Source organism: Antribacter soli, assembly GCF_021568775.1.
Taxonomy (GTDB): Bacteria; Actinomycetota; Actinomycetes; order Actinomycetales; family Cellulomonadaceae; genus Antribacter; species Antribacter soli.
On sequence record NZ_JAKGSG010000011.1, the window covers coordinates 94,966 to 109,651 of the forward strand.

Here is a 14,686-nt window from a genome sequence, read left to right on the forward strand (position 1 = left end):
CATGGCCGCCGGTGGCGTGGCGCCCGGTTCGTCAGGGCCCGACAGCGGAGCGGACAGGCCGGTGCTGCTCGTCGGGGCGAGCGGGCTCGCTCGTGAGGTCCTGGCTGTGCTGCGTGAGGCGGGGCGCAAGGTGGTCGGGATCCTCGACGACCGGCACGCGGACCTGCCGCCGGCCGTGGCCGGAGTCCCGGTCGTGGGTGGCGTGTCGGATGCCGCGGCCTACCCCGAGGCCCGCTTCCTGCTGTGCGTCGGGGCCGGCTCCGGCCGCTCGGCGGTGCTGGAGCGGCTCGGCGCGGCGGTGGACGACGACCGGTTCGCCACCGTCGTCGACCCCTCCGTCCGGAACCCGGGCGGCTGCCCGGTGGGCGCCGGCTCGATCCTGCTCGCGGGCGTCTCGATCACGGCGGACGCCGCCGTCGGCCGGCACGTCGTCGCGATGCCCGGCGTGACCGTGACGCACGACTGCGCCGTCGAGGACTTCGTCACGCTCGCCGCGGGCGTGTCCCTCGGCGGGGGCGTGCGCATCCGGCGCGGCGCCTACGTGGGGATGAACGCCTCCGTGCACCCCGGCCTGACGGTCGGGGCGGGGGCGACGGTGGGCATGGGCGCCGTCGTGCTGACGGACGTGCCCGACGGACAGACGTGGGCCGGCGTGCCCGCACGACAGCTTGGAGTGCTCCCGTGAAGGTTCCGTTCCTCGACCTGGCCGCGCAGTCGGCCGAGATCGCCCACGAGGTCCTGCCGGCCTGGCAGTCGATCCTTGCCTCCGCCGGGTTCGTCGGCGGCCCCGACGTCGCCGCGTTCGAGGAGGAGTACGCCGCGTATGCCGGCGTCGGCCACTGCGTGGGCGTCGCCAACGGCACGGACGCCGTCGAGCTCGCGCTGCGCGCCGTCGGCGTCGGGCCCGGCGACGAGGTGATCCTGCCTGTGAACACGTTCATCGCCACGGCCGAGGCCGTGTCCCGGATCGGCGCGGTCCCCGTGCTGGTCGACGTCGACGACGAGCACCTCCTCATCGACCCCGCGGCGGTCGAGGCGGCCGTCACGGGCCGGACCCGCGCGATCGTGCCCGTGCACCTGTACGGGCAGGTCGCGCCGGTCGAGGCGCTAGACCCCGTCGCGGCGCGCCACGGTCTGGCGATCGTCGAGGACGCGGCGCAGTCGCAGGGGGCGTCGTCGGCGCACGGGCGGGCGGGCGGCCTGGGCCGCGTCGCCGCGACGAGCTTCTACCCGGGAAAGAACCTCGGCGCGGGCGGTGACGCCGGCGCCGTGACCACCGACGACCCGCGCATCGCGGAGCATGTCCGCACGGTGGCCGCGCACGGCAGCACCGTCAAGTACGTGCACGACGTGGTCGGGTTCAACTCGCGCCTCGACGCCGTCCAGGCGGTCGTGCTGCGGGCGAAGCTCCGCCGGCTCGACGTCTGGAACGTGGCCCGCCGAGCCGCCGCCGACCGGTACGCCGAGCTGCTGGCGGACGTCCCCGGCCTTCGCGTGCCGTCGACCCGCCCGGGGAACGAGGACGTCTGGCACCTCTACGTGGTCCGGGTCGAGGAGCGCGACCGGGTGCTCGCCGAGCTGGGCGCGGCGGGCGTCGGGGCCGCGATCCACTATCCGACGCCGTTGCACCTCACCGAGGCGTACGCCTCGCTGGGCTACCGGGTGGGGCAGTTCCCCGTCGCCGAGGCCGCCGCGTCGCGGCTGCTGTCCCTGCCGATGTTCCCGCACCTGACCGAGGAGCAGCAGGTCCACGTCGCCGGGGTGCTCGCCCAGGCCCAGACCCGCACCCGCGTGCCGGAAGCGCGGCCGGCGTGACCAAGGACCGGCCCCGGCTCCGTGTCCTCGTCCGGCTGAACAGCCTCGAGCTCGGCGGGACGCAGATCAACGCCGTCGACCTGGCGGCCGAGCTGCGCGGGCACGGCATCGCGTCGCACCTCGTGGGGCCCCGGGCGTCGGCGCGTCCCGGACCGTCGCTGCTCGACGTCGCGGCGGCGCGGGGCGTGACCGTCGAGCCGTACGACCCGGCGCCCGGCCTGCGCGCGCACGCACGCCAGCTCACCGAGGCGGCGGACCGCGTGCGCGCCGACGTCGTGCACGTCTACGGGTCGTGGGGCGGCGACCGTCCCGTGTTCTGGGGCCCGGCGCGCGGCGGCCGGCGGCCCTGGGTGCAGACCGTGTACGAGATGCAGGTCGCGCCCGTGATCCTCCGGAACGTGCCGCTCGTGGTCGGCACGGGGTACCTGCTCGACGAGGCCCACGACCGGCCCGGCCACACCGTCCTGATCAGCCCGCCGGTCGACGTCGACGCGGACCGGCCCGGCGGGGCCGACGGTGCGGGCTTCCGGGAGCGGCACGGGATCGGCCCGGACGAGGTCCTGCTCGGGATCGTCAGCCGCCTCGACACGGACATGAAGGCCGCCCCCGTGGGGCACGCGATCGACGCGATGCGTGTGCTCGGCACGCGCGGGGCGTCGCTCGTCGTCGTGGGGACCGGCGACGCGGAGGTGGCGCTGCGCGAACGGGCCGGCACGGTCAACCGGGACGTGGGGCGCGAGGTCGTCCGGTTCGCGGGTCCGCTGGCCGACCCCCGCCCGGCCTACGCCGCGTCCGACGTCGTGCTCGGGATGGGCGGGTCCGCCGCCCGGGCGCTCGCGTCCGGCACGCCGCTCGTGGTGCAGGGAGAGGCGGGGTGGTCGTGCCTCTTCGAGCCCTCGACCGCGGAGCGCCTGGCGCGCTCGAGCTACTGGAGCCCGGAGCCGTCCGACGACGCCGTCGGCGGGCTCGTCCGCGCCGTCTCGCGGCTCCTCGACGACCGTGCGCGGCGCGCGGAGCTCGGCCGGTTCGGCCGGCAGTTCGCCGTCGAGCGGTTCGGGCTGCCCGCGATGGCCGGGCGGCTGGCGGCCCTGTACGAGGAGTCGGGGCGCCTGTACACGGCACGCGAGTGGGCGGCCGACCTCGCGCAGGAGGCCGCGCGCGTGGCGCGCAAGGCCGTCACCCGGAGCGCCACATGAGCGCGCCGGTGGCGGCTGCAGGACCGTCCGCAGCCCCCGCCCCGCCGACGGAGCGGGCGTCCGGCTGGCGCGCCGCCGTCGCGCGGGTTCGGGGGCTGCGGGCTCTCGCGGCGGTGTGCGACCTGCTCCCGCCCCGGCTGCGGTACGGGCACGCCCGCACGGTGGCTCGCACCGTGCTGGGCCACGCCGAGGTGCCGGGGCTGGCCGCGCCCGGGGCGCGCTCCGCCGTCGGTGCCCCGGCGGGGCCGGATGCCCGGGCATCGGCAGGGGCCGCCCCGGGGGCCGGCGCCCCGGCCCCGGCCGGCGCCGACCTGACGTGCGTCCTGCTCGCGGGCGGGCTCGACGTCGGCGGTGTCGAGGCGGTCGTCGAGACCCTCGCCCGGGGCCTGCCGGACCAGGGCGTGCGCACCGTCGTGGTGGGTGCGAGCGGAGGGCGCACCGCCGACCGCCTGCGCGCCGCGGGGATCACGGTGCACCTGCCCGGCCCGGCCGGCCTCGCCGGGCTGCTCGCGGACCTCGCGCCCGACGTCGTCCAGGTGCACGACGCGTCCGCCGCCGCGGCGGTCGCCGACTGGGGCGGCCCGGCCGTCTGGGTGGCGCACAACCTCGAGATCCATCGCCGTCCGGCCGAGTGGGCCGTCGTCGGGGCGGCCTGTGCGCGGGCCCTCGCCGTGGTCGCGGTGAGCGACGCCGTCGCCCGCCACCACTCCCGGCACACGGGCGCGGACCGCGGGGACACCGCGGTGATCCCCAACGGGGTGGGCGAGCTCGCCGTCGGCCCGGCGCGGGACGAGGCCCGCGCGGCGCTCGCCGACGTCGTCCCGCTGGAGCCCGGCGACCTCGTGGTCGTGAGCCTGGCGCGCTACGACGCCCAGAAGAACGTGCCCGGCCTGGTGCGGTCGTTCGCCCGTGCGCTCCGCGCGGAGCCGCGGCTGCGGCTCGTCGTGGCGGGCGGCGTCGCGGACGTCGTCGAGCACCGGTGGGCCGACGCCGAGCGGGTCGCCTCGGGCGCCTCCGCCCGGGTCCATCTGCTCGGCCCGTCCGACAGCGCGACGCTCCTCGCCGCCGCGGACGCCTTCGTGCTCGGGTCCTTCTTCGAGGGCTGGTCCGTGGCGGCCACGGAGGCGGTCGTGGCGGGGCTGCCGGTGGTGCTGTCCGACGTCGGCGGGGCGGCCGAGCTCGCGGCGCTCGCGCCCGGCCGGGTGACGGTGGTGCCGCCGCCCACCGGCGACGCGCCGCTCACGGACGGCGCCGTGCGGGCCGCCCGGCGGCGCCGGCACCAGGACAACGAGGAGGCACTGGCTGCCGCGCTCGCCGGGCTCCCCGCGCGGGTGGGCTCCGTGGCCCCCGACGAGGGCCTGGTGGCCGTGCTCTCGGCCGAGGAGATGGTCGCCCGGCACGCGGCGCTGCTGCGCGACGTGACCGGCAGGACGGGTACGCGATGACCGCGGTGGAGGACCCGGCGAGGGCCTCGGCGGGGCCCTCGCTCGCGCGGCGCGTGCGTGGCGGGCTGGCGTGGAGCGCGGTGTCGACGGTGCTGCTCAAGGTTGGCGGCCTCGCCGTCGGCGTCGTCATCGCCCGCCTGCTGACGCCCGAGGAGTTCGGCGTCTACGCTGTCGCGCTCACCGTGCAGACGGTCCTGGTCGCCGTGGCCGACCTGGGGCTGAGCACCGACCTCATCCGCAGCGCGGAGCCCGAGCGGCGCGCGCCCACCGTGGCGACGGTGTCCGCCGTCGTCAGCCTCGTCCTCGCCGTCGCGACGGCCGCCACCGCGATGCCGCTCGCGGGGGCGCTCGGCGCACCGGGCGCCGCCCCGGCCATCGTGGTCCTCGCGGTGACGATCCTGCTGGCGGGCGTCGGCGTCGTGCCCTACGCGCGCCTGCAGCGCGAGTTCGACCAGCGCAGCCTGTTCGTCATCGGCGTCGCCGACTTCGCGGTGAGCACCGTCGTGACCGTCGGACTGGTCCTGCTGGGCTGGGGCGTGCTCTCGCTCGCCCTGGGGCGGGTGGCCGCGCAGCTCGTCTCGACGGTGCTCCAGTTCGTCCGGGCGCGGGTCCGCCCGGTCTTCGGCCTCGACCGCTCGCTCGTCAGGTCCGTGATCCGTTTCGGCGTGCCGGTCGCGGGCGCGAACATCCTGTCCTGGGCCGTGCTCGGCATCGACAAGCTGATCCTGGGCCGCCTCGCCGGGCCGACGGCGCTGGGGTACTACGTGCTGGCGTCGAACGTCTCGTCGTGGCCCATGAGCTTCCTCGGGCAAGCCGTGCGCGGCGTGGCGCTGCCCCTGTTCTCGCGGCCCGAGGTGCTGACGGACCGGCGCGCGCCCGCCTCCGTCGTCGGCCCGGTGTGGGCCGTCGCCGCGCTCGGGGCGTGCCTCATCGGGGCAGGCGCGGACCCGCTCGTCGCCGTGGTGTACGGGCACGCCTGGGACGCCGCTGCTCCCGTGCTCGTACCCCTCCTGGCGCTCGGCGGGCTGCGGGTCGTCTTCGACCTGTTCGCCGCCTACCTCTACGCGCACGGCCGGTCGGGCAGCGTCCTGGTGGTCCAGGTCGTGTGGTTCGCCGGCCTCGTCGCGGCGCTGGTCGCGGGCGTCGCCGGGCTCGGGCTGATGGGCGCGGCGTACGCCCACCTCGTGGTCAGCCTGCTCGTGGTGCTGCCGATGTACGGCGTGGCCGTCGTGCGGGCCGGGGCGTCCCCGGGCTCGCTCGTGTCCGCGCTGTGGTGCCCAGCGCTCGGTGCCCTGGTTGCCGGGTGGTGCGGGCACCTGGCGGCGCAGACCGTCGACCACGACGTGGCGGCGCTGGGGGTCTCCGTGGGCGTCGCCGCCGTCGCGTACGCGGTGCTGGTCGGCTGGTGGGCGGTGCCGCGGGTGCGCTGGTTCCTGAGGACGGGCGCGGGGGGCGGTCAGGTCCCGTCCTGATCAGGACACGACGACGCGGCCGTCCCCGACGGTGCAGCCCAGCTCGTCGGCGAGGATCCGCACCACCGCCCGCTCGGTCTCGGCCCAGGACCGGGCCCGCACGCTGCGGCTCGCGGCCCGCGCCACGTCGGGGTCGTGCCGTCCGACGGCGTCGGACAGGGCCGCGGCGAGGGCCGACGGCGTGGGCCGCGCCCAGGCGACGTGCGGGTTGTCCAGCACCGTCCGGGCGAACCCCGTGTCGTTGAGCACCGGGATGGTGCCGCACGCGAGCATCTCTTCGGGAACGAGCGAGATGTTCGTGAACGAGAGGCTGAGCCCGGCCGCCGCCGTCCGGTACAGCGCGGCCAGGCGCTCCGGCGTCAGGCGGCCGTGGTCCACCACCGGGAAACCGAGACCGGTCACGTGGTCGCCGTAGGCGTGGATCGGCTGGTCGGGGTGGAGCTCGTGGAACCGCTGCAGCGCGAGGACGGCGAGCCGGAACCCGCGCCGGTCGTTGCCGGGCTTGGCGTAGAAGACGACGCCGCGGCGCGGGCGGACCGGCTCCTCAAGCCGGTACTCGGACGTGTCGCCGCCGAACGGGACGAGGTCGCTCGGCACGTCGAGCTCACCGGCGAGGGCCTCCTGGACCATCGGCCCCAGCGCGATGTTCCGGAACCCGAACCGGTAGGTGTCGGCGGCGAACTCGTAGATGTCGCCCCGCGGGTAGAAGTACGGCTCGTAGTCCTGCACGAAGTAGAGCAGCCGGGTGCCCGGCGCCGCCCGGCCGGCCAGGACGTGCGCCGTCGGCCACGAGGACGCGACGGACGCGTCGAAGCCTGCGACGACCGGGCCCGCCGCCGCGATGTCGCAGTCCAGCCAGGGCCACCCGGCCCGCACGATCTCCGCGTACTCCTCGACGGGGCTGTGAAAGCGGTTGTAGAAGAGCAGCGTGTTGCGCAGCCCGGCCTCCTGCGCCGCCCGCATCATGCGGAACAGCGTCGTGTGACCGCCGGAGCCGGCCGCGGGCGGGATGGCGAGCCAGGCGACCCGGGGCGGTCCGCCGTCCGCGGACCGGCCCGCGGGTACGGGGGCGCCGCCGTCGGCAAGCTCCGCTGCCCGGCGGAGGCCGAGCGCGTGGGAGTCCGCGAGGTCCTCGAAGAGGATCGGGATGTCGAGCTCGCCGACGTCGAGGGCGTTCGCCACCCGCTGCACGGCGAGCTGGGCGAGGAGACGGGGCGGCTTGCGGAACCGGGCGAGGCGAGGCACGTCAGCCCCGGGTGCCCGGGCCACGCGCCCCGGCGACGCGGGCGTCGCGGATGCACACGTCGTGCCAGACCTCGAGGGACAGGAGCGTCCAGAGCCGGCTCTCCTCGTTGAAGCGGCCGCTGTCGTGACGCTCGAGCAGCCCGCGGACCGTGGCCCGGTCGAGGGTGCTCCCGACGAACGAGGCGTCGTCGGTCAGCCGCTCCCACATCGAGTCGCGCAGCCCCGAGCGGAACCACTCGTCGAGCGGCACGCGGAAGCCGACCTTCTTCCGGTCGACCACGGCCTGCGGGAGGTACCGGCGCGCGACCTCCTTGAGGACCCACTTGGTGACGCCGTGGCGCACCTTGAACGCCGACGGCAGGCCGAAGGCCAGCTCGACGAGCTCGTGGTCGAGCATCGGCGGGCGCAGCTCGAGCGACGACGCCATGCTCATCCGGTCACCGCGCTCCAGGAGGTTGTCGGGGAGCCAGCTCTCCAGGTCGTAGCGCAGCATGCGGTCGACGGCGTCGACGCCCTCGGGGAGGTCCCGCACGCGGTCGGGCGCCGGTGCCCCGCCGAGGAGCACCTGTCGCTCGCCGGCCGTGAACGGCGCGAACCAGCTCTGGAGCTGGTCGCGCTCGGTGGGTGCCGCCACCGCGCGCAGCGCCACCCGGGCGCGCGCCAGCCTGCCCGGCAGCCGGGACTCCGTCATCCGGGCCAGGGCGCCGCGCACAGGGGCCGGCACCGCCCGCGTCGCGTCGAGCCACGGCGCGAGCCGGTACTTCGGGTAGCCGCCGAAGAGCTCGTCGCCGCCCTCGCCGGACAGCACCACCGTGACGTGCTTCCGGGCGAGCTCGGCCAGCCGGAACACCGCCATGTCGGCGGGCTCGGACACGGGGGCGTCCCGGTGCCACGTCAGGCGGGGCCACAGCTCCTCGAAGTCCGCGGCGCGCACGTGCACCTCGTGGTGACGCGTGCCGACGTGGTCGCTGACCATCCGTGCCCAGCCCAGCTCGTCGTGGCGCGGGTCGCCGAAGCCGGCGGCGAACGTGTCGACGGGCGCGTCGCCGCGCAGCTGCTTCATCACGGCGACGATCAGGCTGCTGTCCACGCCGCCGCTGAGGTACGACCCGACCGGGACGTCCGCGACCAGCGCGGCCTCGACCGCGGCGCGGACCGCACGGTCCACCGCGTCGACCGCCTCGGTCTCCGTCCAGCGGGCGCCCGGGTCGACGGCGGGCGCCGACCAGTACCGGCGGACGGTCACCGTGCCGTCGGGCAGGACCTCTGCCCGGTGCCCGGCGGGCAGCTTGCGCACGCCGTCGAACAGGGTGTGGGGAGCCGGGACGGAGCGGCTCGCCAGGTACGCGTCGAGGCTGAGGGGGTCGACGGCGGGCGCGCCGTCCGCGACCGCGTTGATGCCCTTGACCTCGGAGCAGAACGTCAGCTGGTCGCCGTCGGCCCGGTAGTAGAGAGGCAGGACGCCGAGGCGGTCGCGCACGAGGTGCAGGACGCCGGACGGCCGGTGGTACGCGGCGAAGGCGAACTGTCCCCGGAGCCGGGCGACGAACCCGACACCGTGCCGGACGAGGCCCGCCAGCAGGACCTCGGTGTCACCGTCGGTGCGGAACGGGTAGTCGAGGGTCGCGCGCAGGGCGCGGTAGTTGAAGATCTCGCCGTTGAACACGAGGACCCAGTCGCCGTCGGCCGAGTGCATCGGCTGGTGCGACGCGGCGAGGTCGATGATCGAGAGCCGCGTGTGGGCGAGCCCGATGCCGGGCTCGGACCAGTGCGACGACTCGTCCGGCCCCCGGTGCGCGAGCACGCCCGACATGCTCTTCAACGAGGTCTCGGGCACCGGGACGCCGCGCAGGTCCCGGATGCCGGCGATGCCGCACATCAGGTCGCCCGGGTCGGGTCGGAGGCGGGCGATGCCGCCGCGAGCTCGGTCACGCCTTTTAATGTAGGGGGGCGGGACCGCGGCCGGGGGGACATCGCGGGCGAAAACCAGGCACGCCGCGGGCGAAAAGATCCCGCGCCGGGCCCTTCGTCCCGGGGTGGGGTGAATTCACCCGTGGCCGTTGCCGGTCCCTGTACCCCGTGCGAGCATCCGGTCCGGATGCCCAGTCCCTAGGAAAACGGTCCATGAACCAAGAACCTCGACACCGACGTCTCCGGGTGACGCGCCGAGGACTCCGCAGGGTGGCCGCGCTGCTGCTCACGCTCCTCGCGACGGCTGTTCTCGTCCCGCTCTTCGCGGGCACCGCGGTCGCCCCCGGGCAGAGGGGGTTCGACGGCGGGCTCGTGGCGGGGCGACAGTCGCCGGGACCGAGCGGTTCGCCGTCGGCCTCACCGTCGCCGTCGGTCTCGCCGTCGCCTTCGCCGTCGCCCTCCGTCTCGACGTCCCCGCCGCCGGCCCAGGCTGCGCCCGCCCCTGCGCCGGCCCCTGCGCCCGCTCCGGCTCCGGCACCGCAGGTGCCGGCCGCCACGTCGGGTCCCGGCTGGACCGTGAACGCCGCGAACGTCGGGCTGCGTCCGCACGGGCTGTCCTGTGCGGGCCTGCCCGAGTACACGGGCGACTGGCGGGTGCCCGCCGGGACCGTCATCTCCGGGATGCTGGTCACGACGGCGCTCGACCTGTCCGCCGGCGGGATCACCGTCGAGCGCAGCTGCGTCCAGCCGCGGTCCGCGGACCGCGGCATGCCGGTGCTGACGACGACGAGCAACCTGACGGGGGCGATCGCGTCCTCCCCTGTCGTGATCCGGGACAGCGAGATCGACGGGTCGCTGCTCGACCGCGAGTCGGCGGCCTGGGCCACGGCGTTCGTCGGCGTCGCGAACCTGACCGGGAACTACGTCCACGGATTCGGCAGCGGCATCGCCGTGATGAACGCGGGGTCGGCCCTGGACGCGCTGATCGAGCGGAACTACGTGACCGGCCTCGTTGCCGTCGGGGACCCCGCGGCCGACGGGAACCACTCGGACGCCTTCACGGTGCGCGACTTCACGGCCGAGGCGCGGGCCGACCGGTCGCTCGTCGTGCGCAACAACCGGTTCGACTGCGACTCGCAGAACGCCACGGGCGCGCTCTTCATCCAGACGTACTCCGGCCGGATCGACAACGTCCTCGTCGAGGGGAACCTGCTCGAGGGCGAGGGGTTCCAGCTCGCGCTCGAGCGGACGAACGAGCCGTACGGCAACGTCCGGGCGAGGAACAACCGGCTCACGGGCACCGGCTGGGGCGCCACGTACATGACCGGCGGGCCTGGATGGAGCCAGTGGTCGGACAACTACCTCTACGCGCCGGGCGCCGGTGACGCTCGGGGCACCGCCGTCGCCGCGCCCTGAGGCGAGGCGTCACCCGGGGCCTCGGGCTCCGGCCTCCGGGCTCAGAGCCCAGGGGCTCAGGAGGCACCGGCGGTCGCCCGGCGCCGGAGCGCGTTCATCCGGTCGACGGCGTCGGGGCCGCCCACCAGAAGCACGGAGCGCTTCGCGAGCGCCCGGGCGGCCTCGCGACCCGTGCGCAACGGGGAGTGGAGCAGCCGGTCCGCGGCGAGCTCGCGTCCGCCGGGCACCGGCAGGCCGTCCAGGCCGGACCCGAACAGCGCGCGATGGGGCACCGGGCTGGTGAGGGTGCCGCGGACGCGGTTGCTCACGTTCGTCCCGTGCACGACCTGCAGCCAGCCGGGCGACCCGCCGAGCCGGACCGCCGGCATGTGCCGGTCCAGGCGGTTGTGCCAGTCCGACCAGCACGACACGGCGCCGTCCCACGGCTCGGCGACCGAGCAGAAGGCGTTCGACGGGTCGCGGTGCGCGTAGAGCCGGTCGCCCTGCCGGATCAGGCCGTTGACCAGGTAGAGCGCCGTGCGCGGGGTCGTGGCGGCGGCCCCCGCCTTGAGGCGTGCCACGAAGTCGGCCGCCACGGCGTCGTCGTTGTCCAGGTTCGTCGTGAGCAGTCGCGCCGGCGCGCCGCCCACCGCCTCGGCGACGTCGGCCAGGAGGTCCTCGCGCGGGACCTCCGCGCGCCGCACCGCCCGGAACAGGCCGGCACCGGCCTCGTCGGCCCAGGACAGGAACCAGGCCGGGCTCTGCGGGTCCACATAGACGAGCCAGGAGAAGTCGCGGTCGGTCTGGGCAGCGACGCTGGGCAGGCAGTAGCGCTCGAAGAGGGCCACGCGGTCCCGGAGCCAGCCCTCCTTCGCCCGGATGGTCGCCTCCGCGCCCTTGGACGGCAGGTTGAAGCGGGTGAGCAGCACGTGGCTCACAGCGGGGTTCATCCGAGCTCTCCTGAGGTGTACGGGGTGGCCGACGCCGTGGCCGGCTCGTGCTGGGACCGGGGCGGGAAGCCGTTCCACCAGTTCGCCCGGCGCTCCCAGCCGACGGCCCACTTGCGCCCGCGCCCGGTGAGGCGCGAGCCCGTCGCCCGGAGCAGGACGCCGAGCCGCAGCAGGGTTACGGCCGTCGTCGCGCCGACGCCGCGGAAGTGCGTCCGCGCGTAGGTCACCTTCCCGGCCAGCACGAGCGGGAGGCTGCCACCCTCGCCGGTGGACGACTTCCCGATCGCGTGGACCACCTCGGCGTCGGGCGTGATGATCGGGCGCAGGCCCGCGGCCCGGGCGCGGGCGCCCAGGTCGGCGTCCTCCCCGTAGACGAAGTAGCGCTCGTCGAGGCCGCCCAGCCGGTCCCACGTCCCGCGCCGGACCAGCAGGAGGCAGCCGGTCACCATGCCGACCTCGCGGACGGAGTCGCGCTGCCACGGACCCATCGATTCGGGGTCGAAGAGCCGGGAGCGGGGGAACAGCGTGGACAGCCCGAGCGCGAAGCAGGCCGTGCTCCACAGCGTGGGCAGGGCCCAGCACGAGGAGGGTTCGACCTCTCCCGTGACGGTGAGCGTGCGGCCGCCGTACACGCCGTGCTCCGGGTGCCGCTCGGCGAACTCCAGCAGGGTGCGCAGGGATCCCGGCCGGGCGATCGTGTCGGGGTTCAGCAGCAGGACCCACGGCGCGCGGGACGCCGCGACCCCCATGTTGACGGCTGCGGCGAAGCCGGTGTTGACGGCGTTGCGCACCAGCGTGACCTCGGGGTGGTCCAGCTCCACGAGGTCCGCCGTCCCGTCCGCCGAGGCGTTGTCGACGACGACGACCTCGGCGTCGAGGCCCGCGAGAGCGTGGGGGAGCGCGCCGAGGCAGCGGCCGATCCACTCCGCGCTGTCGTACGTGACGACGACGATGCTCACCACGGCTGGTCTCATCGGGGTTCCCCTCTGCGGCGGATCACGCGGGCCGGGACGCCCGCGGCGAGGACACCGGCGGGTAGGTCGGTGGCGACGACCGCCCCGGCGGCGACGACGGTGCCGTCACCGATCGTGACGCCCGGCAGCACCACGACCCGGGTGCCGAGCCAGGTGTGCGCGCCGATCCGCACGTCGGCCTCCCGCCGGGGCAGGCCGGCCACGGGGCCGTCCCCGGAGTCGAAGTCGTAGTTCGACGCGGTCACGAAGACCTCGGGCGCCAGCAGGGCGTGGTCGCCGATCTCGATCCGGCCGGACGTGTCGCCCGCCCACAGGTAGCACCACTGACCGACGTTGGCGCCGGCGCCCAGGACGATGCGGCTCCCGTTGCGGACCGAGACGGTGGGCGAGATGCGGGCACCGTCACCCTGGCTGGCCTCCAGGATCGACGCGCCGTCGTAGCCGAGGAAGTTCGCGACCCGCGCCCACTGCTTCCACGTGCCAGGGCGCAGCAGGCGGGACGCGGCGGCGAGCGGCCCCCGGCGCGGGCTCACCGCTCGCTCCCTTGCGCCGCCAGCGCCACCCGCGAGGTCTCGTCCCGGTTCCACGCACCGGCCGCCCCGGAGCGGAGCAGGCTGCGGGCCCGCAGCAGCGCGGTGCCGTTGACCGCCAGGTACACGAACGCGGCGCCAACGAGCCAGGGACGCTCGCGGACGACGCCGGACCAGCCGGGCGCGGGGGACACGAGCGAGCGCCCGCGGGCGGCGAGCTGCAGGTTCCCGTAGGCGATGCGGACCTGCCGGCGCCAGAGGGCGGTCACGGTCCGCGGCGGGCGGACGACGAACGTGGCGCCCGGCGGGTTGTGCCGCTCCTGGTCGGTGAACAGGCCGTAGACGAACCCGTCGTCGGCCACGACGTCGGGGAAGGCGCCGAACCGCCGTCGGCCCGCCTCGGAGACGGCGTAGAAGCCTGCGCCCAGGGCGTGGCGGCGCACGTAGCCGAGCCGGGTGAACACCGCGAAGTAGGCCTTGACGGCAGGCCCGCAGCCCGCGGTGTCGACCACCGGCAGGGGGGCGGCGGCGACCTCGCCGCCTTCGAGGGCCGCGACGACGGACCGCAGGTCGTGCAGCGAGACCGAGACGTCTGCGTCGAGGTAGACCCGGGGGAACGCCGTCGCCGCATCGTCGCCCGCAGCGAGGGCGGCGATCTTCGATGCGACGGGGACCTCGACGACCCGGACGCCGGGGTAGCCGACGGCGACCTCCGCCGTCCGGTCGGTGCACCCGTTGCACGCCACCACGACCTCCAGCTCGCCAGGCTCGCCGCTCGTCAGGACCCGCAGGAGGTCACCGATCGTCGCCGCCTCGTCGTGGGCGGGGATCACCACGCTCGCTCGGGGCGGGAGTGCTGCCATCGTTCCTCCACGGCTCGGCGGTGTGCTCGCGCGCCCGGCGGACGCTCTGGCAGGTTAGCCAGCCGGAGGGTGCCGTTCGGGCGCCACCGGGCAAGTTCATCCGCCCCGGAGCGCCCGGTGGCGGGTGAAAGTGCGGGCGGAGCCGGTCAGCTGCGCGCGGCGACGATCGGGATCGCCGTGGTGGGTGTGTCCCGCTGCTCGCGCAGCCAGCGCCGGCGTGCGCGGATCTCTAGGGTGAAGAGCACCGCGACGGTCGCGCCGGCACCGAGCACCCCGGCCATGCCGACCGCCCGGGACCGGCTGCCGGCGACGTGGTAGATGACGGTGGACTCGGGGGCGACGGTGACCGTGACGTCGTTGACCGGGGCGACCCCCATGTCCCGCTGCATGTCGTACAACTCGTCGGAGATCAGCTCGAACAGGGCCTTCTGGTCATGCTCGACCTCCTCGACCGACTCGCCGACGACCTCGGCGATCAGGACCTGCTCGCTGAAGTTGGGAGCCCACTGGCCGCCCGAGTCGGGCAGACGGACGGACCAGCCTCGGCGGATCCCGAGGCCGACGAGCGACACGTCGGAAGACCCGTACTTGGTGACCGCGCCCGGCCCGTTGATCTCCTTGGCGACGAGGCCGGCCGTGATGACGAGCGACTCGGACCGGGTCTCCAGGGAGTTCGGGTACAGGTCGCTCGGCGGCGCGAGGAACACGACCTGCGTGCGGGTCCAGTAGACGCCCTCGTCCTGGATCGCGGCCCAGGCGACCACAGCGGTGCAGAGGGCACCGACGAGCACGACCGGCCAGCGGCGCAGGGCGAGACCGAACAGGTCCCACAACGTCATGTCTCACCCCTCCAGCCCGGCTCATCACGACAGAGGTGGCGGAAATTCATC

The 14,686-nt window shown here is 75.5% G+C and carries 13 protein-coding genes; 6 read left to right on the forward strand and 7 right to left on the reverse strand.

Translation table 11 applies throughout. The annotated features are described in order from the left end of the window. Position 1: 1 nt before the first annotated feature. From L1785_RS03215 to L1785_RS03235, 5 genes are read left to right on the forward strand one after another with little or no spacing between them, the layout of a single operon-like run. Positions 2-685, forward strand: coding sequence for a NeuD/PglB/VioB family sugar acetyltransferase (locus L1785_RS03215; protein WP_236087692.1), 684 nt, complete (start codon positions 2-4; stop codon positions 683-685). Continuing rightward, complete coding sequence (locus tag L1785_RS03220; protein WP_236087693.1) at positions 682-1,815, forward strand: DegT/DnrJ/EryC1/StrS family aminotransferase; 1,134 nt, start codon at positions 682-684, stop codon at positions 1,813-1,815. The genes L1785_RS03215 and L1785_RS03220 overlap by 4 nt, the downstream gene beginning before the upstream one ends. Further along, on the forward strand, positions 1,812-3,011 hold the full coding sequence (locus tag L1785_RS03225) for a glycosyltransferase family 4 protein (RefSeq protein ID WP_236087694.1): 1,200 nt from the start codon (positions 1,812-1,814) through the stop codon (positions 3,009-3,011). Before L1785_RS03220 ends, L1785_RS03225 begins: the two co-directional genes overlap by 4 nt. Then, positions 3,008-4,456, forward strand: a complete 1,449-nt coding sequence (locus L1785_RS03230; RefSeq protein ID WP_236087695.1) for a glycosyltransferase — start codon at positions 3,008-3,010, stop codon at positions 4,454-4,456. The genes L1785_RS03225 and L1785_RS03230 overlap by 4 nt, the downstream gene beginning before the upstream one ends. Beyond that, positions 4,453-5,928 (forward strand): oligosaccharide flippase family protein, encoded by a 1,476-nt coding sequence (locus L1785_RS03235; RefSeq protein ID WP_236087696.1) that lies wholly within the window; start codon positions 4,453-4,455, stop codon positions 5,926-5,928. Before L1785_RS03230 ends, L1785_RS03235 begins: the two co-directional genes overlap by 4 nt. Here L1785_RS03235 and L1785_RS03240 read toward each other — a convergent pair whose 3' ends face one another. Then, positions 5,929-7,173 carry a rhamnosyltransferase WsaF family glycosyltransferase gene (locus L1785_RS03240; protein WP_236087697.1) on the reverse strand — a complete coding sequence of 415 codons (1,245 nt, stop codon included), beginning with the start codon at positions 7,171-7,173 and terminating at the stop codon, positions 5,929-5,931. It lies immediately after the preceding gene. A 1-nt stretch (position 7,174) separates the two neighbouring features. Further along, positions 7,175-9,052 (reverse strand): asparagine synthase (glutamine-hydrolyzing), encoded by a 1,878-nt coding sequence (asnB, locus tag L1785_RS03245; protein WP_236087698.1) that lies wholly within the window; start codon positions 9,050-9,052, stop codon positions 7,175-7,177. Between the two features lie 302 nt (positions 9,053-9,354). Here asnB and L1785_RS03250 point away from each other — a divergent pair, with 302 nt between their 5' ends. Next, a complete protein-coding gene (locus tag L1785_RS03250; protein ID WP_236087699.1) occupies positions 9,355-10,500 on the forward strand; it encodes a hypothetical protein in 1,146 nt (381 codons plus the stop codon). A 56-nt stretch (positions 10,501-10,556) separates the two neighbouring features. Here L1785_RS03250 and L1785_RS03255 read toward each other — a convergent pair whose 3' ends face one another. The 5 genes from L1785_RS03255 to L1785_RS03275 all read right to left on the reverse strand — a co-directional run bounded on the left by L1785_RS03255 (position 10,557) and on the right by L1785_RS03275 (position 14,635). Continuing rightward, a complete protein-coding gene (locus tag L1785_RS03255) occupies positions 10,557-11,429 on the reverse strand; it encodes a glycosyltransferase (protein WP_236087700.1) in 873 nt (290 codons plus the stop codon). Further along, positions 11,426-12,403: a glycosyltransferase family 2 protein gene (locus L1785_RS03260; RefSeq protein ID WP_236087701.1), complete on the reverse strand. Its 978-nt coding sequence runs from the start codon at positions 12,401-12,403 to the stop codon at positions 11,426-11,428. The genes L1785_RS03255 and L1785_RS03260 overlap by 4 nt, the downstream gene beginning before the upstream one ends. After that, a complete protein-coding gene (locus L1785_RS23045; RefSeq protein ID WP_308113241.1) occupies positions 12,400-12,936 on the reverse strand; it encodes an acyltransferase in 537 nt (178 codons plus the stop codon). The genes L1785_RS03260 and L1785_RS23045 overlap by 4 nt, the downstream gene beginning before the upstream one ends. After that, on the reverse strand, positions 12,933-13,796 hold the full coding sequence (locus L1785_RS03270) for a glycosyltransferase family 2 protein (RefSeq protein ID WP_236087702.1): 864 nt from the start codon (positions 13,794-13,796) through the stop codon (positions 12,933-12,935). The genes L1785_RS23045 and L1785_RS03270 overlap by 4 nt, the downstream gene beginning before the upstream one ends. 146 nt (positions 13,797-13,942) lie before the next feature. After that, the gene (locus tag L1785_RS03275) at positions 13,943-14,635 is read right to left on the reverse strand and encodes a hypothetical protein (protein WP_236087703.1); all 693 of its coding nucleotides are present in this window, start codon (positions 14,633-14,635) and stop codon (positions 13,943-13,945) included. Positions 14,636-14,686: the final 51 nt, after the last annotated feature.